This window comes from Alishewanella sp. SMS8 (genome assembly GCF_030737935.1).
GTDB lineage: Bacteria > Pseudomonadota > Gammaproteobacteria > Enterobacterales > Alteromonadaceae > Alishewanella > Alishewanella maricola.
Genome location: NZ_JAPJEA010000001.1, coordinates 1,574,976 through 1,595,820, shown reverse-complemented (window position 1 = coordinate 1,595,820; position 20,845 = coordinate 1,574,976). Strand labels below are relative to the sequence as shown.

Genomic DNA, 20,845 nt, shown 5'->3' with positions numbered 1-20,845 from the left:
TCTTAGGTATCCAGTGTTCACCTGGGGTTATTTTTAAAAGAAAAGTCTAACTAAAAAGCTTGCTGTACTGATATGCGGTACAATCCGTGATGTGACTCTTTATGCCGTTAAGCGCTTATGCGTATTATATTTGACGACAGTGTCTAGGCCGTCTAGTATTATGTAAGCGCTTTCATATATAGCATAATACCGTGCTGCAAGTAACTACTTTGTATTGTTGCAGCGACTTTCGGCTTTAGCGAACCTTGGCAGAACTGATGAAGATAACTCTAGCAAAAACCTCTCCTTTATTGCAGCCTAACTTTGTTTTTGGCGTAGCAACCTCTTCTTTTCAGATAGAAGGTGCGGCTGATAGTCGTGAGCCGTGCATCTGGGATACCTTCTGTGATACGCCGGGTCGGATCAAAGATAATTCCGACGGCAAAGTTGCTTGTGATCATGTTGCTCGTTGGCGTGATGATATTGAGCTGATTGCCGGTTTAGGTGTTGATGCCTATCGGTTCTCGATTGCTTGGGGGCGGGTGATTAACCGTGATGGCAGTATTAACGAGGCTGGCTTAGCTTTTTATCAGCAGTTACTTGATGCGCTGCAAGCCAAGAAAATTAAGGCTTTCGTGACACTTTATCATTGGGATTTACCGCAATATCTTGAAGATCACGGAGGTTGGTTAAACCGGAACACCGCTTATAAATTTGCCGAGTATACCGATATCGTAACAAAGGCTTTTGGGGATAAGGTGTACTCTTATGCCACGCTAAATGAGCCGTTTTGTAGTGCTTATCTCAGTTATGAAGCGGGGATCCACGCACCAGGGTTTCAAAATCGGCAACAAGGTCGACAAGCCGCCCATCATTTGTTGTTAGCGCATGGGTTAGCCATGCGCGTGCTGCGGAAAAATGCTCCACATGCTAAAAATGGCATTGTGCTTAATTTTAGCCCGTGTCACCCGGCTTCTAACAGTGCAGCCGATGTGCGTGCGGCCGAGATGGCGGATCAGTATCATAATCAGTGGTATCTGCAACCGCTACTCGAAGGCAGCTACCCTCCTTTGTTAGCTGAATTAGCTACTGATGAACAACCTTTAAGGGTTGACGGTGATATGGCGATTATTGCTGAACCAATAGATTTCCTCGGCGTAAACTACTACACCCGCACTGTCTATCGGGCCAATGAAAAAGGCTGGTTCAGTGATGTACCACCAACAACACAGCCATTAACGGATATGGGCTGGGAAATATATCCAAAAGGCTTAACTGAAATTCTGCTGGCGTTGCACCAGCGTTATACGTTGCCGCCCATTTATATTACTGAAAATGGGGCCGCCATGCCGGATAGTTTGCTGCAAGATAAAGTCGCCGATCAGCATCGGGTAGATTATTTTCAGCAACACTTACAAGCTACGGAGAATGCTATCAAGGCTGGTGTTGATATACAGGGTTATTTCGCCTGGAGCTTGATGGACAATTTTGAATGGGCTGAAGGCTATGCGAAACGCTTTGGTATTGTTTATGTTGATTATGTTACGCAACAACGTACCTTAAAGAATAGTGCCATAGCGTTACGTGACGTGTTCGCTAACCGGCGTTAACTCGGGTCTGTTTGCAGGAGCGGTTATGCTGAGTAAAAAAGAAAAAATAGCCTACGGCCTAGGTGACACGGCCAGTAACATCATTTTTCAAACAGTGATGTTGTTTCTAACGTTTTTTTACACCGATATTTTTGGTATTTCGCCCGCTATCGTCGGCAGTATGTTTTTGTTAGTGCGGATCATTGATGCCGTGACCGATCCGTTAATGGGCGCACTGGCCGATAACACTAAAAGTCGACATGGTAAATATCGGCCTTACTTACTTTGGCTGGCGTTGCCTTTCGCCTTCTGTAGTGTTTTAGCTTTTACCACCCCAGATTTTTCTGAAAACGGTAAAGTCTGGTATGCCTTTGCCACATATACCCTGCTGATGCTGGCCTATACCGCGATTAACATTCCATACTCAGCACTGGGTGGCGTATTAACGGCCGATCCGAATGAGCGCGTTTCGGTGCAAACGTATCGTTTTATCTTTGGTATGTTAGGGGGCTTGTTAGTAACCGCCTGTACCTTGCCCTTGGTAGAATACTTTGGTCAGGGCGATCAGGCGCGGGGTTATCAATGGACCATCGCCGCCATGAGCCTATTAGGCATGATACTGTTTTTGCTCTGTTTTGCCGGTACTCGTGAACGAGTTCACGCGCCAGCGAATCAAAAAATCACATTACGCAGTGGCATGTCGACTTTATGGCAAAACGATCAGTGGCGTATTTTATGTGTTGCTGCGCTATTTTTGTTAACCGGTATGGTGTTGCGAAATACTCTGGCGATTTATTACGTAAAATATTTTTTAGGTCGAGACGATCTGGTCACCTCCTTTGTTACGCTGGGTATGATTGGTAATATCGCCGGTGTGGCGATGGCGCAATGGTTGTCCACTAAAGTGGATAAAGTAAAAGCTTATATTGGCTTGCAACTTATTTCAGCCGTGATCTGTGTGCTGGGTTTCTTTATCAGCCCCGAGCAAATCAAAATGGCGTTTGCTCTGCACTTTTTCTGGAGTTTCTTCCTGCAAATGGCTACGCCGTTATTATGGGCAAAAATGGCCGATACGGTTGATTATGGTCATTACAAAACAGGTATTCGAGTGACCGGCTTGGTGTATTCCTCTATCGTATTTTTTATTAAATTAGGTTTAGCGGTCGGTGGTGCTTTAGCGGGGTGGTTGTTAGCAGTTTACGGTTATCAAGCCAATCAGGCACAATCTGCCGAAACGCTGAACGGCTTACTACTTAGCTTTACTTTCTGGCCAGCCGTCTGTTCGGTGTTAGTTGCCATCGTGATGACGCGCTATACCTTGTATAATGCCCGTGTACAGCAAATCGCCACTGATCTTGCTGCTCGACACTAGCGAGTGCTAAGCTAACGAGGTTAAATTTTGGCTAATAGGACGCAAATGGCAACCATTTATGAAGTGGCAAAAGTGGCGGGTGTGTCGCTGGCGACGGTATCGCGTGTGATGAACAATAATACGCCGGTGCGGCAAGCCACACGGACAAAAGTATTGGCGGCAATGGCAGAGCTAGGTTATCGGCCTAATAGTATTGCACAATCATTGGCTTCTAATTGCTCTAATAGTATTGGTATTTTAGTTTCTGAGTTACATGGTCCTTTTTATGGTGCGATGTTAACCGGTATTGAAGCCGAGTTTCGTGCTGCGGGTAAGCACGTGATTATTGCTGCGGGCCACAGTGAACGAGAAACCGAGCAAGACGGTATTGAGTTTTTAAAAAGCCGCAATTGCGACGCACTTATTTTGCATGTCGAAGCGGTATCTGATGACTATCTTATTGAGTTGGCGCAAGGTGATACGCCTTTTGTGTTGTTAAACCGGCATATCGATGCCTTAGCCGATCGCTGTATCAGTTTAAATAACGAATTGGGTGGGTATCTCGCCACTCAGCATTTATTAGAGCAAGGACATCGGCAGATTGCCTATATTGCTGGCCCAATGTGGAAAACGGATGCGCGCGAGCGTTATGCTGGACACCAGCGGGCATTACAAGAGTTTCACTGCGCGCTAAATACCGGGTTATTTTTTGAAGGCGACTTTCGAGAAACGGGTGGTAGCGAAGGCTTACAGAGTATCATTGCAAGCAAACAGCCCTTTACCGCGGTGGTTTGTGCTAACGACGAAATGGCTTCTGGTGCACTGACGACAGCGCGTGAGCTAGGTTATCGCGTGCCTGAAGATTTTTCTGTTGTCGGGTTTGATAACGTTAACTTTGCTTATTACACCTATCCTAAATTAACCACCATTGATTATCCGATCAGTGCAATGGGGCATATGGCGGCACGTTGGGTGCTTAGTCAGGTTTATCAGCAAGCGGATACCGAGGTGCAGCAAGTGTTTGAACCGTATTTAATCAGTCGCGACTCAACTCACCTTATCATTTAGTTCTATCTCATTACCGGGGTCAATCATTGGCGATGGCCGCGGTTTAGCCTTTGTAAAGGCTTTGTCCGATTTTGGAGTGTCTATGCCAGATCAGCCAGCAGCAAAACCGACCAAACAGCTCTATCAGTTGTTGGCCGATGATACTGATGGCCGTGCCTGCAAGGATATCCCTGATGAGGTTTGTACTGCCTTACCGAACAATTATTTATTGTTGTTATGCAGTCAATGCTGCACCGCCTTAGCCGACTTATTAGCTAATCCAAAAACCATCTTAACGTGGTTACTGACCTCACTTGGTACGCCAGCCAGTTTTATCGCTTGGTTGGTGCCGCTGCGCGAGTCAGGTTCAATGTTGCCGCAGTTAATGATTGGGGCCTACGTTAGGCGCTTTGCTAAACGTAAAGCTTTTTTGGTGTTGGGCAGTGTGTTGCAAGCTAGCAGTTTGCTTGGGATGGCGCTGGTTGCCCTTTGGCTGGAGGGGCTTCAAGCGGGGGTCGCTATTCTAATATTGCTAGCTTGTTTCAGTTTGGCGCGTGGTTTGAATTCGGTGGCGCAAAAAGATGTCTTGGGTAAAACCGTACCCAAAGGGCGACGCGGCCGTTTAAGTGGCTTAGCTACGTCTGTTTCAGGTGTTATCACCGCAATCATATCTTTATGGTTATTGCAGCAAGATAGCCACCATAGCTGGTTTTATGCCGGTTTTTTGTTGGCAGCAGCGCTATTATGGTTTGGCGCAAGCGCACTGTTTTCAGCGATCCGCGAGCAAGCTGGCGCCAGCGACGGCGGCGTTAATGCAATGCAAGCGGCGTGGCAAAATGTGCGTAAATTAAAAACCGATAAGGTGCTACGTAATTTTATTATCTGTCGCGGTTTGTTGTTAAGTTCAGCCTTAGTGCAACCCTTTGTCGTGTTATTGGCGCAACAACAAAATAATAGCCATCAAACCTTAATGTTACTGTTACTCGCCAGCAGCGTGGCAGGTGCCGTTAGCGCCAGTCTTTGGGGAAAAGCTGCTGATCGAAGCAGTAAACAAGTACTGCAACTGGCCGCGGTTTTCACCATGTTGGGCTGTGTGTTGCCGATTGTTTATTTACCCGCTGCTGAGAATAGTTGGTTTTACCCTTTACTCTTTGTGTGGTTAAACATCAGTCATGCTGGGGTGAGGTTGGGGCGTAAAACGTATTTAGTTGATATCGCCACCGGTAACCAACGCACCGAATATGTTGCCTTAAGTAATAGCCTGATGGGCGTGTTATTGTTGCTTGTAGGCGCAATAGCGGCCTTGTTTGCTGCATGGTCAGTAACCGCTGTACTGTGTTTCTTTGCGCTGCTGAGCCTTGTAGCCATTTATTTTACTTTTCGTCTTTCTGCGACATAACACAGCGTATGCCCCCTGAACTAGGTTTCTTGCCAGTGCTGTATGCATTGCTGAATTTTTGATCAGCTCACAGCCGTGCTTTTTTCGGCACATATTCACCAATATTTTTTGAGGTTTTTTTAAACAGCTGATTGACTGTTACATGATATTGGCCTAATTTATGTAAGCGCTTACATGAAATTGGGTGCTTTGCTGTGGGCAAATGCCGGCGTGACAAGGTTAAAAACAGGAACTCAGGGTATGACTAAAATAATGAATAACGCTAAACCCCTAGCCGCTTTGGCGCTGCTGGCGGGTTTAAGTGCATGTGGCGGAGACGTTACAACGAACTCAGACTTTACCGCTGTCAACACCGAGCAGCCAGTATCTGATTGGAAACTGGTCTGGAGCGATGAATTTGATGGCACTAGTATCGATCGTCGTAAATGGAATTTTGAAATTAACTGTTTGGGCGGCGGAAACCAGGAAAAACAATGCTATACCGATAGCCCAGAAAATGTTTTTGTTTCTAACGGTAGCTTAAAAATTGTGGCTAAACCTGCAGCAGAGGGTGCACCACAACCTTACACTTCAGCTCGGCTAAACACCCGTTATCAGGGTGATTGGCGTTATGGCCGTATTGAAGTTCGGGCAAAAATGCCGTCGGGTCAAGGTACTTGGCCAGCCGTGTGGATGATGTCGACGGACGAAGTATATGGCGGTTGGCCAAAATCAGGCGAAATCGACATTGTTGAAGCGGTAAACTTAAAAACCGTGGACGGCGACGGTGTAGTAGAAAACAAAGTCTACGGCACGCTGCATTATGGTAAAGATTCACCTAATAATGTGAATAGCGGTAAAGAATACAGTTTACCTTCGGCCAATCCAGCCGATGGTTTCAATACTTATGCCATTGAGTGGCAGGAAGGCGAAATTCGTTGGTATGTAAACGATTATTTGTATCAAACGCAAATGGCCTCAAAGGTTCGTACCAACAGCAAAGGTGAAGCTATCGGTTTAAGCCACCGTGGCTGGTTTGTTGAAAACTTTAATAATGTTACCGGTGAGCTAGAAACTCAGTGGAATAATGCACCCTTTGATCAGCGTTTTTACTTAATTATGAACTTGGCTGTTGGTGGCAACTGGCCAGAAAACGTGAATAACTTAGGTATTGACGAAGCAGCTTTAGCAAATGGTCAAACTATGGAAGTGGAATGGGTGCGCGTGTATCAATGCGACCAAAACCCTAACACCGGTAAAGGTTGTGAAACCATTCGTGCTGGCTACAAAGATGCCGAAACCTTAGTTGAAGGTAAGGCGCCTATTCCAGTGCCACCTTCAGACGGCATAGCCCGTAATTTGACTATTTTTGATGGCACGCCTAATCCAAACTGGCCGGCTTGGGATTGTTGTGGTGGTTCTACCCCTGCGCTGGTTGTTGATGCCGACCGTGGTAATGTTTATGAATTTTTAGTGGGTCCACAACCTACCGTAAATGGCTTTATCACGCGCTCTGCTTTCATCACCGATCCAAATGGTCAGGCTTCGCCTTTTGATGCGTCACCGTTAATTGAAAACGGCAGCATCAGTTTTGATATGCAAGTGGTATCAGCGCCATCTAACTCGGCTTCTACTTGGTTGTTTAAAGTAGAAAGTAACGAAAACACCACTTTTGTTGAATTACCGATTACTGCGAGTTCTGAAGGTGTGGCTCCGGTCACAGGCCAATGGCAAACCTATACTTTCCCGTTAAAAGAACTGGATGCAGCGGGCTTAGACTTGTCGGCTATTGATGTGCTGATGGTGTTTCCTGCTTGGGATACGGGCAATGGCGCAGTATATCGAATGGACAATGTAAAAATTTCTCAGCCGAGCAGTTCACCTGAATTAGTGATCTTTACTGATCAAACGAATCCAGCGTGGCCATTATGGGATTGTTGTGGTGGTAGCACCCCAATTGAAGTGATGGACGATGAAGCGCATGGTACTGTGGCTGAATTTACCGTGGGTCCTCAACCTACCGTATTAGGTTTCTTCAACCGCGCGCCTTTAGGTTCAGGTACGGCTTTTGATGCGTCAGCCTTGTTAGCTGAAGGTGTAGTGCAGTTTGAAGTAAAAGTAGTAAACGCACCCACAAACCCTGCATCAACTTGGTTGTTCAAAATTGAAGCAGCGGGTGGTGATTCAGCAGTTGAACTGCCATTAAGTGCTGGTAATGCGGGTCAAGCTCCGGTAACAGGTCAGTGGGCAACGTACACCTTTAGTATCCAAAGTTTGTTTGATGCGGGTTTAGATATCAGCTCAATCGATGTCTTGATGATCTTCCCTGCTTGGGATACCGGCAACGGTGCAGTATTCCGTGTTGATAACGTAAAAATCTTCAATCCAAACGCTGCGGCTGACGGTGATGGTTCGCTTAATGTGTTCAGCAATAGCGTCAATGCGCAATGGGATCTATGGGACTGTTGTGCCGGTTCAACGCCAAAAGTGGTTGATGCAGGTGCGCCGTATGGCAACGTGGCTCAGTTTGAAATTTTGGGTTGGCCAGAAACCGTATTGGGCTTCTTAGCAAAAGCCGATGGCGCCTTTAATGCCACGCCACTGTTAGCCAATGGCAGCATTAGCTTTGATATGCGGGTGGTAACTGCGCCAACCAATACCAGCAGCACGTGGTTCTTCAAAGTAGAGTCAACAGGTGCAGCGACCGCGGTCGAGTTACCCTTGGCCTCTGGTAATAATAACCAAGCTCCGGTTACGGGTGAGTGGGCCACTTATCGTTTTTCACTGCAAAGTCTATTTGATGCCGGCCTCGATATCAGTGATATCAATGTGTTAATGGTCTTCCCTGCGTGGGGTACAGGCCAGGGCGCGGTATATCAAATTGATAACGTAAAAATTGCCAATAACTAAGCAGTGCGACAAGAGTAGGATAATTATGAAACCAATAACTTTTACTAAGAGTCGAGTAGCTGCAGCGGTATCTGTAGTATTGACTGCCGGTATGATGCTGCCATTACAGGCACAAGAAGCAACTGCTGCTGAAGCTGAGCCGCAAGTTGAAATAATCGAAGTCCGCGGTATTCGGGGAAGTTTAGCTCGTTCAATGGACGTTAAGCGTGAATCGTCAGGCGTCGTTGATGCGATTTCTTCTGAAGAGATGGGTAAATTCCCAGACACGAACTTAGCTGAATCATTACAACGCATTACGGGTGTTTCGGTAAGCCGAGTAAATGGTGAAGGTAGCCAAATTACCGTTCGGGGTTTCGGCCCTGAGTTTAACTTGATCACCTTAAATGGTCGTCAGATGCCCGGTACCGGTTTTACCCGTTCCTTTAACTTAGAAAACCTGTCTTCTGAGGGCGTTAGCGCCTTGGAAGTATATAAAACTGCGCGAGCAGAAAACCCGAGCGGTGGCCTAGGTGCTACCGTGAACATCGTTACCTCGAAACCGCTATCAAGCCCAGGCGAGAAATTTGCCATGATGGGTAAAGCTGTGCATGACAGCTCTAATGAAGTTGGCGAAGATGTTACCCCTGAGTTTTCAGCGTTATACAGCAATACCTTTGCGGATGATCGTTTTGGTGTGGCAGTGTCTTTTGCTTCGGCCCGTCGTGATTTCCAAATCCAAAATGCCAACATTCAAGGCTGGCAAGCAAACGTGCCGCTGCCTAGTAACCCTACTGAGGTTATCGATCGGCGGCCACTGGGAGCCGATGGTTTACCAACCGGCAATTACTTCTTTCCAAAAGATATGAACTACGGCATTGCTGATTTTCAACGGGAAAGAACGACCGGTCAGCTTACCTTTCAATATGCGGCTACTGATGATATTACCTTTACCCTTGATTACACTGGCAGCCGTGCCTTAGTTGGAAGTGAAAGTATTGGTTGGGGTATTTGGAATAACTTTGGCGATAACATCAATGCTTATGAGCTAGACGAGCGCGGTACTGCCATTTTTGCTGATATCAGCGGGGATGATGGTTCTTTTACTGCGAGTAAAGGCACCACTGAAGTTAAAGCTGCGTCTATCGGTTTTAATATGGATTGGCAGATCACCGATGATTTGAACGTCAGTTTCGACTTTCATGATTCCAATAATAAAACCGATAACGGTGCCGATAAAGGCAGCGGTAATAGCGGCCAGGTGATCTTAGGTTCTGATCAACTTATTACTAAGTTTTATGATTACCGTACCGGTGAGATCCCGCAAGCGTACATTTTATGGCGTAACGGTAGCAATGTATTAAACCCAGGTGAAATTGATTCTAACTTTAGTCAGTTTTTTGATTCACCAGGTGAGTCAGATATTCAACAGTTTCAGTTGGATAGCACTTGGTTTAACTCGAGCTTTAATATTCCGTTGGTTTCAATTAAAGGCGGTGTTGCTCGTACTGATCAAAACTTAAGTGGTTCAAACGCTTGGAGTGGCTTACGTGGTGGCCCAGGCTTTAACCCAAGCTATACGTTTATTTTCCCAGACGGCATGTTTACTCGGCGTGATACCGGTAATTTCCTTGATCAATTTGCCGGTGGTGGCAATGGCTTAGTCAGTAATTATTACTACAGCTATAGCTACGATGAAGCCGTGGCTCGGCAAACTGCTTATTTAACTGAAACACTGCTAGGCGACAATGCGTATGTGCCAGATGCCTTTTATGGCCCTTACGGCGAAAGTTATGTACAAGAAGTAACAGACAGTATCTACCTACAATCTGCATGGGAATTTGAAGTGGCAGATTTCCCGGTACAGCTGAATGTTGGTGTACGCTATGAACAAACCGATGTGACAAGTACGGTGCTGCAAGATGTAGAGCGCCAAGTAAATTGGGTTAGCCCATCTGAATGGATTATGCAATATGAGCCGGGTGATGCCAACTACTTAACCTTGACCGGTTCCCATAACGTCTTATTGCCGATGATGGATTTACGGGTTGATATTACTGACGACTTAGTCAGTCGTTTATCAATTGGTAAAAGTATCACTCGCGCACCTTTAGGTGCTTTGGCTGGCGGTCGTAGTTTAAGTGGCAGTCCAAAACCCGGTTCGCGTAGTGGTGGCCAGGGTAATACTAATCTGCAACCGTATGAGTCAACGAACCTCGATTTAAGCCTAGAGTATTATTACGCACCGGGTAGTTATGCCGCCATTGGTTACTATCGGAAGAGCGTGAAAAACTTTATCGGTAATACCATTACAGATATTACTATCGAAGGTTTAAATGACATTCTAAATGGTCCACGTTATCAACAAGCGGTTGCTGATATTACGGCGCGCGGAGAACAACCTACCGACACGGCTATTTATAATCAGTTGTTAGCCAATGGCCATGGTGATGCTAACGGTGCAATTGCACCGACCAGTGCTGATCCGTTAATTGTTTGGAGTATTAGCCAACCACAAAACATCGATGATACTAAGACGGTAGATGGTATCGAAGCCGCTTGGCAGCATATGCTAGGTGAAACCGGTTTTGGTTTTGGTGTTAACGGTACCATCGTTAATGGTGACGTTGAATTTGATATTGAAAGTTTAACGCAACAAACACCGTTAGTCGGCCTGAGTAACTCTGCTAACTTACAGTTATTCTATGAAGACTATGGTTGGTCAGTAAAATTAACTTACGCTTGGCGTGACAGTTATTTAATCGGGGTAGGCCAGAGCCAAGGTTCGTCTGATGCACCACCGCAGTTTGCTAAGGCTTATGCGCAATGGGACATCAGCATCAACAAAGATGTCACTGATAACTTTACCGTGTTCTTTGAAGGGATCAACCTAACAAATGAAACCGAGCAAGGTTACGGCCGTTACGAAGAGCAGTTCCTGTTTGCTCGTCAATATGGTCCACGTTATATCTTAGGTGCCCGTTACCGGTTCTAAGCGTTTCTTCTCCCTGTTGTTTCTTTAGTGCCCGCTTGCGGGCACTTTTTTTGTCTTAACCTTTGTATTAAAACCAAATGAGCTTGGCGTATCATGCTGCTACGCTGTTTGCTGAGTGTCTTTTCTTGCTGCTATCCGCGCCGTTACTCTTCATGCTCAACACCCTGCTCTTGTTTACATGATGCCCATTACCACTTGTATTAGCCTACGGCAAGTAAACCCACCTTTTATAGGTAGCGCCCACCTTGCAATATGTCAGTAAGGTTTAACAAGGATAAGCGCTGAGCGGCAATTGAATAACAAAGGGCGTAACAGGCAGCATAGCAGAGGCACCCTTAAAGTGAGCGGTTGAGTGGTGTGAAGGCGCTAATGAGTTACATAGAATAAGCTTTTGGCAATGAGACGATATGGTAATAACCATAACCCAGCGCGAAGGGATTAGTAAGCAAAGTGCGACAACTGTTCTGTGCATCAAGTAGCAAATCTAGGCTGTAAATCGCAAGCATAAAAAAGCCCAGCGAGGTAACTGGGCTTTATACGGCAAAGGCGCTTTACATATCACAACTCAGCGTAGTGGTGCTGGCATTACTGGTAATGCGTGCATCTGACAGGCTTAATTGCAGCTTGCCTGAAGTACTGATACTGAATACTTCAAACACCTGAGCCAAATTTAAGCCCTGCTGTTGAAAGCAGCTGATATTAAGAGTGAGCTGCTGCCATTCGTTTTCTGGCATAGCGGCGAGTGCGGCAGCAATATTTTGGCTAGCCGTACAATCTGCACCACACTGCATGCCTAATAATACGCTATCCGGTACTGCGCCATGGCGCTGCACAGTTAAACTTAACACGCTTTCTGCGCTGCCAAAGGCTCGCAAATCACGTGGAAACGGACTACCAAAAATTAAGCTAGCAGTTTCTTCACCCGTAAATTCAAAGCGGCGCGCATCTTCTTGTACCAGATTATCAAAGGTACGGCTGCTTATACTTCCTAGCTGTTGTACGCTACTGCTAACGGTCACCGTGTCAGTACCGCTACGTAATTGTAATTGCCAAGGTGAACGCGGAGCGCGCTCAAAAATGGCCATTTCGGTTTCTCCAGCAGCATCACCAGCATCTTCAGACAATTGATTACCTAACACATCTGCTTCGCCATAACGTAAACCAAAACCAAATGGCAGCAGAGGTGCATAATCGGCATCACCAACATTGACCGTCGTTTGCTGCGGGTTAGCAGGCCATGAGAACGATAATTTACCGTGGAAGTCATACTGCGGTGTGCCGTCTGCTTTTGCTAAAATCACATCGGCCACACCTGCGCCTTCACTGCCCGGTAACCATACCGCGACAAAGGCGTCTGAGGCGTTAAGCTCTGGGTTGACCCACATGCCTCGGCCACTGATAAACAATGACACCACAGGAATACCTTGTGCTTTAAGCTGTTGCAGTAAAGCTAAATCAGCTTTATTACCGCGCTGATATTCTAGGTTATCGATATCACCGTTACCTTCTGCATAAGGCTCTTCACCAAACACCACGATGGCCACATCGGGTTTTTGCAAGAAGCTGCCATCAGTTGATAACTCAGTGCTACCACCCGCTGCACTAACTTGTTGCTGGATCCCCGCATAGATGGAGGTACCACCGGGGAAGTCGGCGTTGGTGTTACCGGTGCCTTGCCAGCTAATAGTCCAGCCACCTGATTGTTGGCCTATATTATCTGCGCCTGGGCCAGTTACTAAAATGCGTTGCGTTGGGTTTAATGGCAGTAGATTATTTTGGTTTTTCAATAACACCAAGGACTGACGCACCGCATCACGCGCTACCGCACGGTGCTCTGCCGCACCAATCAGTTCAATGCGACCGGCTAATGGGCGATTGGCGGGGCTGGGCTTATCAAAAAGACCGGCGCGCTTTTTCACGCGTAAGATACGGCGAACCGCATCATCCACACGTTCTTGACTGATCACACCGCTTTTTACTTGCTCAATCAAATTGTAGTAAAGCGGCTTCCACGCTGCGGTAGGTACCATGTAGATATCTAAACCGGCATTGGCTGCTTGTGGGCAGTTATCGTTGGTACAACCAGGAATTTGGCCATGACCATTCCAATCACCCACGATAAAGCCATCAAAACCCATACGCTTTTTCAGCACATCTGTTAACAAATAGCCATTACCGTGAATTTTGCTACCGTTCCAGCTATTAAAGGAGGCCATCACGCTTTGTGCACCGGCTTGCAAGCCGCCCACATAGCCTTGGGCATGAATTTCAAAAAGTTCTTGTTCGCTGACTTCGGTATTCCCTTGGTCGATACCGCCGGTGGTGCCGCCATCGCCAACAAAGTGTTTTACGGTGCTGATCACGCGACGATCGCCCAGAAAATCTGCATCGGCTGCACCTTGTAAGCCCCGCACAATGGCTGCAGCATAGTTGCGTACGATGGTCGGATCTTCAGCATAGCCTTCATAGGTTCTGCCCCAACGATCGTCTCGCACTACCGCAACGGTGGGTGCAAACACCCAATCAATGCCCGTCGCCATCACCTCGCGTGCCGTAGCCTCAGCAATTTGCTCAATTAGCGCTGGGTTGTTGGCCGCACCCAAACCGATGTTATGTGGGAAAATCGTCGCGCCAATCACGTTATTGTGACCATGTACTGCGTCAGTACCCCACATAGTTGGGATTTTGCTGCCATCTAAACTGTCATCAATTGACGCTTGGTACATTTTTTCTGCTAAGGCGGTCCAATCGGCTGGCGTGGCATATTTATCATCGTTAGGGAAAGCGCCGCCGCCATTTAGGTATGAACCGAAACCATATTTGCGCATATCTTCCACGGTAATATCACGAATTTCCGGCTGGATCATCTGCGCAATTTTTTGCTCTAAGGTCATCTGTGCCATTAACTCAGTAATGGCTTGCTCAATGTTGGGATCTTGTGCCACGGGTAAATTCAGTACTGGCCAGATGTTTGCTGGTTGTTCAGTTTCTGGTGGTGTTACCGCCTTATTACACCCGGCTAGCACTAAGGTGCTCGTCAAGGTAAGTAACAGGGTTTGGCGGTTAAGGGAGGTCTTAAGTTTCATCATCAATCCTTAGCTGCGTCTGTAACAACCTGAGGTTTTGAACCAATCAAGCCGTAATAAGCAATGTAAATGTAGCAAAGTAGTGGCAGGATAAAGGCCGGTTGTACGCCAATTCGATCGGCTAAAGCGCCTTGCGCTAAAGGTAAAATGGCGCCACCGACAATAGCTAGGCACAAAATACCAGAGCCTTGACTGGTCATATGTTTTAAACCATTGATCGCCAAACTAAAAATGGTTGGGAACATAATAGAGTTACATAGGCCAATAAACAGTAATGACCACATGGCCAATTGGCCTTCACTTAGCATAGTTAAGGCCAGTAATAACACGGCAGCGATAGCATTGAATGCCAGCGCTTTACCCGCATCTACTTTTTGCATTACCGCGGCACCAATAAAGCGGCCTACCATAGCACCACCGAAATACCAGGAAATATAGTGTGAAGCGGCGGCCGTTGTCATGTTGCCAATTTCAGGTAACGATAAGTAAATAGCTAAAAAGCTACCAATGCTCACTTCGGCACCGACATAAACAAAAATACCCACCGCGCCTAATACTAAATGCCGTTGTTTCCAGGCACTACCTTGCAGCGGTACTGCTGCACTGGGCGCTTTTTTGCCCATGGCGGGTAGTTTTAACCAAACAAAAATAATCGCTAAAACAACTAAGCTTGCCGCTAATAATAGGTAAGGCAGTTGCACAGTTGATTCTGTCACTTCAGTAGCGGTTGGGGCTGGGGCATCTTTACCACCAAAGATTAACCAGGCACCAAAGAATGGCGCCACTGTCGTACCCAGCGAGTTAAAGGCTTGCGTCATCGTCAAACGGCTAGACGCGGTTTCTGCTCTACCAAGGGCGCTAACGTAGGGGTTTGCTGCAACTTGCAGAATGGTAATTCCGGACGCTAATACAAACAGCGCCAATAAAAACAGCCCATACACATGCATTTCAGCGGCTGGATAAAACAACAAACAGCCCGCGCCTGCAATCAGTAGACCAGTGACAATACCTGCTTGATAGCCGATGCGGCCAACCAAAATCCCTGCGGGTACAGAGACAATAAAATAAGCACTAAAAAAGCAAAATTGGATCAACATGGCCTGGGTATAACTCAGGTCAAATAATTGCTTTAGGTAGGGAATTAAAATGTCATTCAGACAGGTAATAAAGCCCCACATAAAGAACAATGTGGTCAGTGCCGTGAGTGCAAAACGGTAATTCCCCGGGTTGTTTTGCATATGCGTTTCGGCCGGGTTTGATAGAGGTGATGCTGCCATAAAGGCTCCCTTGTCTTTTGGGTTGTTAATTGACGTCTTGTCTATTGGCGTCTTTTTAATGTAAGCGCTTTCATTTATAGCACATTGACTGCTGATAGCAATGTTTTTCGGTATTTAGCCGCGGTTTTTTTGCAGAAAAAAGATACAACTTTTTACTCGGTAGGCTTTGTGTTGTGTATGGTATCTCACGAAGCTATCCGTTACTCTGCTTGGCAAAGCGTAAAGGTAATAAGCTATATCATGACCACACTAGCCTCTAGTAAACCGACCTACATACTAAGCATTGATTTTGGTACGCAAAGTGTGCGAGCAATCATTATTGATGAGCATGGCAACATCTTGGCAAAAGGCCAGCAGCCGATGCCGGCCTATCAAACTACCTCGCCTGGTTTTGCAGAATTAACAGCGGCTAGCTATTGGCAAGCGTTACAACAAGCGTGTCAGCAGCTATGGCAAGTAAGTGCTATTCCAGCTTCTGCTTTAGCGGCTATGACGTTAACTACCCAACGAGGCACGATGTTTTGTCTAGATAAAGACAAAAAGCCCTTACGGCCTGCCATTATTTGGCTTGATCAACGACAAGCGAGTCAGTTGCCTCCTCTGGGGTGGCGTCGAGTACTATTTAAGTTCGTTGGTGCAGCGGCCATTGTACGCCGATTTCAAACACGCGCTCCATCAAACTGGCTAGCCAGTAACGAACCAGCCATTTGGCAGCAGACCGCGCATTATGTATTGCTGTCAGGTTATTTAAGTTGGCGCTTAACCGGTGAACTTACCGATTGCACTGCAGCACAAGTTGGCTATTTGCCTTTTAATTTTAAACGACAACGTTGGGCCAGCCGTTTTAGCTGGAAGTGGCGAGCATTATCGATACAACCCCATCAGCTGCCCCGTTTAGTCGCAGCGGGTGAGCCAATAGGAAAACTCTGTGCAGAGGCCGCGGCTGATTTGGGTTTACCAGCAGGATTATCGCTATTGGCGGCCGGATCGGATAAAGCCTGTGAAGTGTTAGGGTGTGGCGGGTTAACGCCCGATATCGGTTGTATCAGTTATGGCACTACTGCCACCATCACCACAGTAAACTCGCGCTATGTAGAACCGCAACGCTGGTTACCCGCCTATCCAGCTGCGCACGGGAATGCTTATACCAGTGAGGTGATGATTCATCGCGGGTTTTGGCTAGTCAGTTGGTTTAAAGAACAGTTTGGTTTGCAGGAACGACAAGCGGCTACAGAGCAAGGAATAGAGCCTGAGCAACTGTTTGATGCGCTGTTAAAAGCTGTACCTGCCGGCAGTATGGGATTAATGCTCCAGCCATATTGGTCACCGGGTATTACTTTTCCGGGGCCTGAAGCGAAAGGCGCGATGATTGGTTTTAGTGATGTGCATGAGCGGGCCCATGTCTATCGTGCCATTATTGAAGGGTTAGTCTATGCCTTAAAAGAAGGCAGCGAGCGGCTGCAACGGCGAAATGGCCAACCTATTCAAACGCTGCGTGTATCGGGTGGCGGTGCTAAAAGCGTTGAAGTTCTGCAAATAACTGCGAACGTCTTTAATCTGCCGGTTGAGCGCCCGCACACCCACGAAACGTCAGCGCTGGGCGCGGCGATCTCAGCCATGGTGGGTTTAGGCCGCTACCCGAGTTACCCCAGCGCTATTGCTGCCATGTGCCGTTTACCGCAGCGTTATTTGCCTGATCCGGTTAACGCTGCGCAATATCAACGACTGTATCGGGAAGTGTATTTGAAAATGTACCGCCAACTCCAGCCGCTGTATAACAAAATCCGCGACATCACCGGTTACCCTACCTAACCCACTGGTCCAACCGCACTCTGAGACAGGTCAGACCGGTGTCTGAGTGTGGTCCAACCTGTCTCAGAGTGTGGTCGGAGGTGTTTGAGCCGAAAAGCGGGCGTCAGCATTCGTTATCGCGGTATATTAATCAGCAATGATCAGTTAGGATTTCAATTGTGACGTGTCAATATGCAGCTTGCAGCGTTACATACTCAGCTGCAGCGACATGGCGGTTTGTTATCACTATGCACGCCACTGGTTTTTTTCATCAATGCGGGCGGGTTTTACTAGACCACTACAGTCACGGTTATCCAACCTGACAAGTTGCACATAGTTTGAACATTGAGTAGCACCAACATGGCGCAGAGAGATAAAGATGCAAGGTATTGATTACTTAGCGAGCCCGCTGGGCTTATTAGAAATTGTGGCGAACGAGGCCGGTGTGGTTGCGGTGACGTTTTGCCAAAGACAACAGCAGCCGAGCACTGAGCCGCAATGGACGCGCGAAGCGAAAGCCCAGTTGGCTGCTTACTTTGCCGGTGAGTTAACGGTGTTTCAATTACCGCTGGCGGCAGAGGGCACTCCTTTTCAGCAGCATGTTTGGCAGGCGCTTCTCACCGTACCCTATGGCCAAACCGCCAGTTATGGTGATATCGCCAAACAAATTGGAAATCCAAAAGGCATGCGCGCGGTGGGTTTAGCCAATAGTAAAAACCCGATTTCGATTATTGTGCCTTGCCATCGCGTTATCGGCGCCAATAAAACACTCACCGGCTATGCCGGTGGCGTTGATAAAAAAGCTTGGTTATTGGCGCATGAAGGGGTTAGCGGTCTAAAGTATTAATCGTCAGAGCGCAGAATACAATGCTTGGCATAATCTTTGGCTTCATTGGCTGTCCAATCGCCTTTAGCTTTGGTATCCATCTGTTCACACCATTTCTTTGAACCCACTTCAGGGGCACAACCTGCTAATAACACCACACTGGCCAATAATGCTAGGGAAAGTTTTTTCATAGTATCTTCCTGATAATTCATATTAATAGGTGCTGCAATATGCAGAAGCGCAGCGCTGTAAAACGCTTTAGCAGTGTAGCGTTTTCAACGGCGTTTTGTCAGAGAAATATTGCGGGGTGTTTTTGCAAAATAAAAGCAGGCTATAGCACTTTAGCTTAGCCTGCCAAATGCGACGGGTTAGCGTGGTACAAACTCTAGCACGGTAGCATTAATGCAATAGCGTGTCGTGCCATTAGGGCCATCATTAAAGCGATGTCCTAAATGAATACCTGATACCGCCGCGACAATTTCGGTGCGGATCATGCCATGGCTGTAATCAGTGCGGGTGGTTACCGCGCCATCAATCGCTTTTTTAAAGGATAACCAACCGCTGCCCGAGTTAAAACGATCTCGGGTGTCAAATAACGGTGCGCCGCTAAACGCATCAACAAATATGCCGTCAGGGGTATTTTTAAATATTTCATATTGTTTACAGAAAGGCCGGTCGGTATCACTTTGAAAGGCCACTTGATAACTTTCGCTATCAGCACCGACACTGAATAAACCCAATGCCTTATAAAATACCTCTGGTTCCATATAGCCTTGTACGCCAAAGACTTCTACCCCGTTTTCGATAAATAACAGGGTGGGGGTTGCCCAAGTGGGCGTGGTGATGGTTAAACCTTCTAACTGGCTGGCTAAGCGATAATGTAGCGGGATCTTACCCTGATATTTACTGCTGACATTGGCTTTGAATTTTTCGCAATATGGGCAATATTCCGCGGCATCAATCATCACAATGTGTTTGCCTTTTAATAAAGCGCTGTTGTCCACCGCCGGCGCGGCGGTAACATTTGAGCTATCAAAGCGCACGCCGGTTGCATGATCTGGGCAATAGCCATTGGGATTTTTGGCGATGTAATCTTGATGAAAATCTTCGGCGGGAAAAAATTGGTTTAATGGCTGTATTTGCGTTTGGATCTCGCCATAACCGGCTGCCGTAAGCAGAGGCTGATATTGCGCCGTCACTTGCTTAGCGATTTTTTGTTGCTGTTCATTTTGAAAGAAAATGGCCGAGCGATATTGCGTACCCACATCATTACCTTGGCGATTGCGCTGTGTGGGATCATGCATTTCATAAAAGCGCTGTAACAAGGTTTCGAGGCTGACTAATTCAGGTTGAAAAGTCACTCGAACCACTTCGGCATGGTTATTCGGGTTAAATTTGTTGCGCTGCTGGGTAATCACCCGATAGCTTGGTTCCACACCATTGCCACCGGCGTAACCTGACTGCACATCCGTGACCCCTGGCATCGCTTCGAAGCGTTTTTCTACACCCCAAAAGCAACCGGCGCCCAGCACTATGGTTTCAAGCTGCATACTGGCTTGCGGTGTAGTTGCCATTAATGGCGTGGTTAAAAAGAAAATACTGAACAAAAAACTGCTAACGATGTTGCTTAAAATACGCATGTTACTGCCCTCAATGACGAGTTTTAATCTACGTTGCGTTATTGGGGATAGACCATTTCAATGCCAATCAGTTCGGGTTGTTACCGAGAGAGTGTTTGTTTCATCCTTTATTTTCCTGCGTTTATCAGATGCTTTCCTTAGCTAAGCCGAAGTGCCTTGTTGCCTCTGAGGTCTTTGCTAATACTCACTGCAAGCCAAACAACCAATAGGTAAATAACGATGAAAATTGAACACGAAGTAAAAGTATTGCGCGTTACCGCTTTGACCAGCTTAGTTTTGTCTTTAAGTTTATGTTTGATGGGTATGAAATCATCTAATGACGGGCGTTTTGAGACCTTAACCGTTGAGCGCTTAAACATTATTGAAGCGGATGGTACCGTGAGAATGCTGTTAACGAACACTGCGCGCTTTCCTACTACCGAAGAAGTGAATGGCAAGGTGTTAAACGAGGATCGTAAAAAGCGCGCCGGCATGTTGTTTTTTAATGAAGAGGGTATGGAAGCCGGTGGTTTTATTTACGATGGTGCGAAAAATGCGAACGGTCATAGCGCGGGCATGTCGATGACTTTCGATAAATACGATGGTGATCAAGTCATGCAGATGCTAACCGTTGATGAGCAGCGTGGTGATAAGCGTATTATTCGCTCTGGGTTGGCTTTTAATGATCGTCCTGCAGCAGAAACCCAAGATGGCGTGCGGAAAATTATGCGCGAGTTGGCACAAATTACCGATCAATCACTAAAACGGCAGAAGATACAAGAATATCAAGATGCCGGACTAATTGGCGGCGCACCCCGTATCTTATTAGGAAAAACTGCACAGCAAAACAATGGTTTGTTTCTTTTTGCCAAAGATGGTTCGCCACGTGCGATGTTTTATGTAGACGAAAACGATGAAGTGCAGTTAAAGTTTATGGACGCAGCCGGCGAAGTGACGCGTTCATGGTCAAGTACTGCGGCTAAATAATGGATAAGGCGGCAATGGCCGCCTTTGTCACTTT

General features: G+C 46.8%; 13 protein-coding genes. 9 read left to right on the top strand and 4 right to left on the bottom strand.

Annotated features, from left to right (window positions below; all coding sequences use genetic code 11):
• The first annotated feature begins 257 nt into the window (after positions 1–257).
• The 6 genes from ORJ01_RS07200 (at position 258) to ORJ01_RS07175 (ending at position 11,225) form a co-directional block, all read left to right on the top strand.
• Positions 258–1,589: a GH1 family beta-glucosidase gene (locus tag ORJ01_RS07200; protein WP_306177455.1), complete on the top strand. Its 1,332-nt coding sequence runs from the start codon at positions 258–260 to the stop codon at positions 1,587–1,589.
• A gap of 25 nt (positions 1,590–1,614) precedes the next feature.
• Complete coding sequence (locus tag ORJ01_RS07195) at positions 1,615–2,940, top strand: glycoside-pentoside-hexuronide (GPH):cation symporter (RefSeq protein ID WP_306177454.1); 1,326 nt, start codon at positions 1,615–1,617, stop codon at positions 2,938–2,940.
• A 45-nt stretch (positions 2,941–2,985) separates the two neighbouring features.
• Positions 2,986–3,987: a LacI family DNA-binding transcriptional regulator gene (locus ORJ01_RS07190; RefSeq protein ID WP_306177453.1), complete on the top strand. Its 1,002-nt coding sequence runs from the start codon at positions 2,986–2,988 to the stop codon at positions 3,985–3,987.
• An 82-nt stretch (positions 3,988–4,069) separates the two neighbouring features.
• The gene (locus ORJ01_RS07185; protein ID WP_306177452.1) at positions 4,070–5,365 is read left to right on the top strand and encodes an MFS transporter; all 1,296 of its coding nucleotides are present in this window, start codon (positions 4,070–4,072) and stop codon (positions 5,363–5,365) included.
• A gap of 240 nt (positions 5,366–5,605) precedes the next feature.
• Positions 5,606–8,254, top strand: a complete 2,649-nt coding sequence (locus tag ORJ01_RS07180; protein ID WP_306177451.1) for a glycoside hydrolase family 16 protein — start codon at positions 5,606–5,608, stop codon at positions 8,252–8,254.
• 25 nt (positions 8,255–8,279) lie between these two features.
• On the top strand, positions 8,280–11,225 hold the full coding sequence (locus ORJ01_RS07175) for a TonB-dependent receptor (protein ID WP_306177450.1): 2,946 nt from the start codon (positions 8,280–8,282) through the stop codon (positions 11,223–11,225).
• 551 nt (positions 11,226–11,776) lie between these two features.
• On the opposite strand, the gene ORJ01_RS07170 is transcribed toward ORJ01_RS07175, so the two are convergent.
• Together ORJ01_RS07170 and ORJ01_RS07165 are read right to left on the bottom strand one after the other, a co-directional pair.
• Complete coding sequence (locus ORJ01_RS07170) at positions 11,777–14,311, bottom strand: exo 1,3/1,4-beta-D-glucan glucohydrolase (protein WP_306177449.1); 2,535 nt, start codon at positions 14,309–14,311, stop codon at positions 11,777–11,779.
• A 2-nt stretch (positions 14,312–14,313) separates the two neighbouring features.
• A complete protein-coding gene (locus tag ORJ01_RS07165) occupies positions 14,314–15,588 on the bottom strand; it encodes a sugar MFS transporter (RefSeq protein ID WP_306177448.1) in 1,275 nt (424 codons plus the stop codon).
• Positions 15,589–15,765: 177 nt separating this feature from the next.
• On the opposite strand from ORJ01_RS07165, the gene ORJ01_RS07160 reads away from it, so the two are divergent.
• Entirely contained in the window at positions 15,766–17,400 is a 1,635-nt protein-coding gene (locus tag ORJ01_RS07160; protein WP_371930712.1) for an FGGY-family carbohydrate kinase, read from the top strand.
• A gap of 358 nt (positions 17,401–17,758) precedes the next feature.
• Positions 17,759–18,226 carry a methylated-DNA--[protein]-cysteine S-methyltransferase gene (locus ORJ01_RS07155; RefSeq protein WP_306177447.1) on the top strand — a complete coding sequence of 156 codons (468 nt, stop codon included), beginning with the start codon at positions 17,759–17,761 and terminating at the stop codon, positions 18,224–18,226.
• Here ORJ01_RS07155 and ORJ01_RS07150 read toward each other — a convergent pair.
• Together ORJ01_RS07150 and msrA are read right to left on the bottom strand one after the other, a co-directional pair.
• Positions 18,223–18,396, bottom strand: coding sequence for a DUF3012 domain-containing protein (locus ORJ01_RS07150; protein ID WP_226750620.1), 174 nt, complete (start codon positions 18,394–18,396; stop codon positions 18,223–18,225). The two genes, ORJ01_RS07155 and ORJ01_RS07150, sit on opposite strands and share 4 nt — an antisense overlap.
• Before the next feature lie 177 nt (positions 18,397–18,573).
• Positions 18,574–19,779, bottom strand: a complete 1,206-nt coding sequence (msrA, locus tag ORJ01_RS07145) for a peptide-methionine (S)-S-oxide reductase MsrA (protein ID WP_306177541.1) — start codon at positions 19,777–19,779, stop codon at positions 18,574–18,576.
• Positions 19,780–20,064: 285 nt separating this feature from the next.
• Between msrA and ORJ01_RS07140 the strand changes: the two genes are divergently transcribed.
• Complete coding sequence (locus ORJ01_RS07140; RefSeq protein ID WP_306177446.1) at positions 20,065–20,811, top strand: hypothetical protein; 747 nt, start codon at positions 20,065–20,067, stop codon at positions 20,809–20,811.
• Positions 20,812–20,845: the final 34 nt, after the last annotated feature.

Coding starts and splice junctions, on each gene's coding strand:
- ORJ01_RS07200 (WP_306177455.1), top strand. CDS start 258: ATGAAGATAACTCTAGCAAAAACCTCTCCTTTATTGCAGCCTAACTTT.
- ORJ01_RS07195 (WP_306177454.1), top strand. CDS start 1,615: ATGCTGAGTAAAAAAGAAAAAATAGCCTACGGCCTAGGTGACACGGCC.
- ORJ01_RS07190 (WP_306177453.1), top strand. CDS start 2,986: ATGGCAACCATTTATGAAGTGGCAAAAGTGGCGGGTGTGTCGCTGGCG.
- ORJ01_RS07185 (WP_306177452.1), top strand. CDS start 4,070: ATGCCAGATCAGCCAGCAGCAAAACCGACCAAACAGCTCTATCAGTTG.
- ORJ01_RS07180 (WP_306177451.1), top strand. CDS start 5,606: ATGACTAAAATAATGAATAACGCTAAACCCCTAGCCGCTTTGGCGCTG.
- ORJ01_RS07175 (WP_306177450.1), top strand. CDS start 8,280: ATGAAACCAATAACTTTTACTAAGAGTCGAGTAGCTGCAGCGGTATCT.
- ORJ01_RS07170 (WP_306177449.1), bottom strand. CDS start 14,311: ATGAAACTTAAGACCTCCCTTAACCGCCAAACCCTGTTACTTACCTTG.
- ORJ01_RS07165 (WP_306177448.1), bottom strand. CDS start 15,588: ATGGCAGCATCACCTCTATCAAACCCGGCCGAAACGCATATGCAAAAC.
- ORJ01_RS07160 (WP_371930712.1), top strand. CDS start 15,766: ATGGTATCTCACGAAGCTATCCGTTACTCTGCTTGGCAAAGCGTAAAG.
- ORJ01_RS07155 (WP_306177447.1), top strand. CDS start 17,759: ATGCAAGGTATTGATTACTTAGCGAGCCCGCTGGGCTTATTAGAAATT.
- ORJ01_RS07150 (WP_226750620.1), bottom strand. CDS start 18,396: ATGAAAAAACTTTCCCTAGCATTATTGGCCAGTGTGGTGTTATTAGCA.
- msrA (WP_306177541.1), bottom strand. CDS start 19,779: ATGGCAACTACACCGCAAGCCAGTATGCAGCTTGAAACCATAGTGCTG.
- ORJ01_RS07140 (WP_306177446.1), top strand. CDS start 20,065: ATGAAAATTGAACACGAAGTAAAAGTATTGCGCGTTACCGCTTTGACC.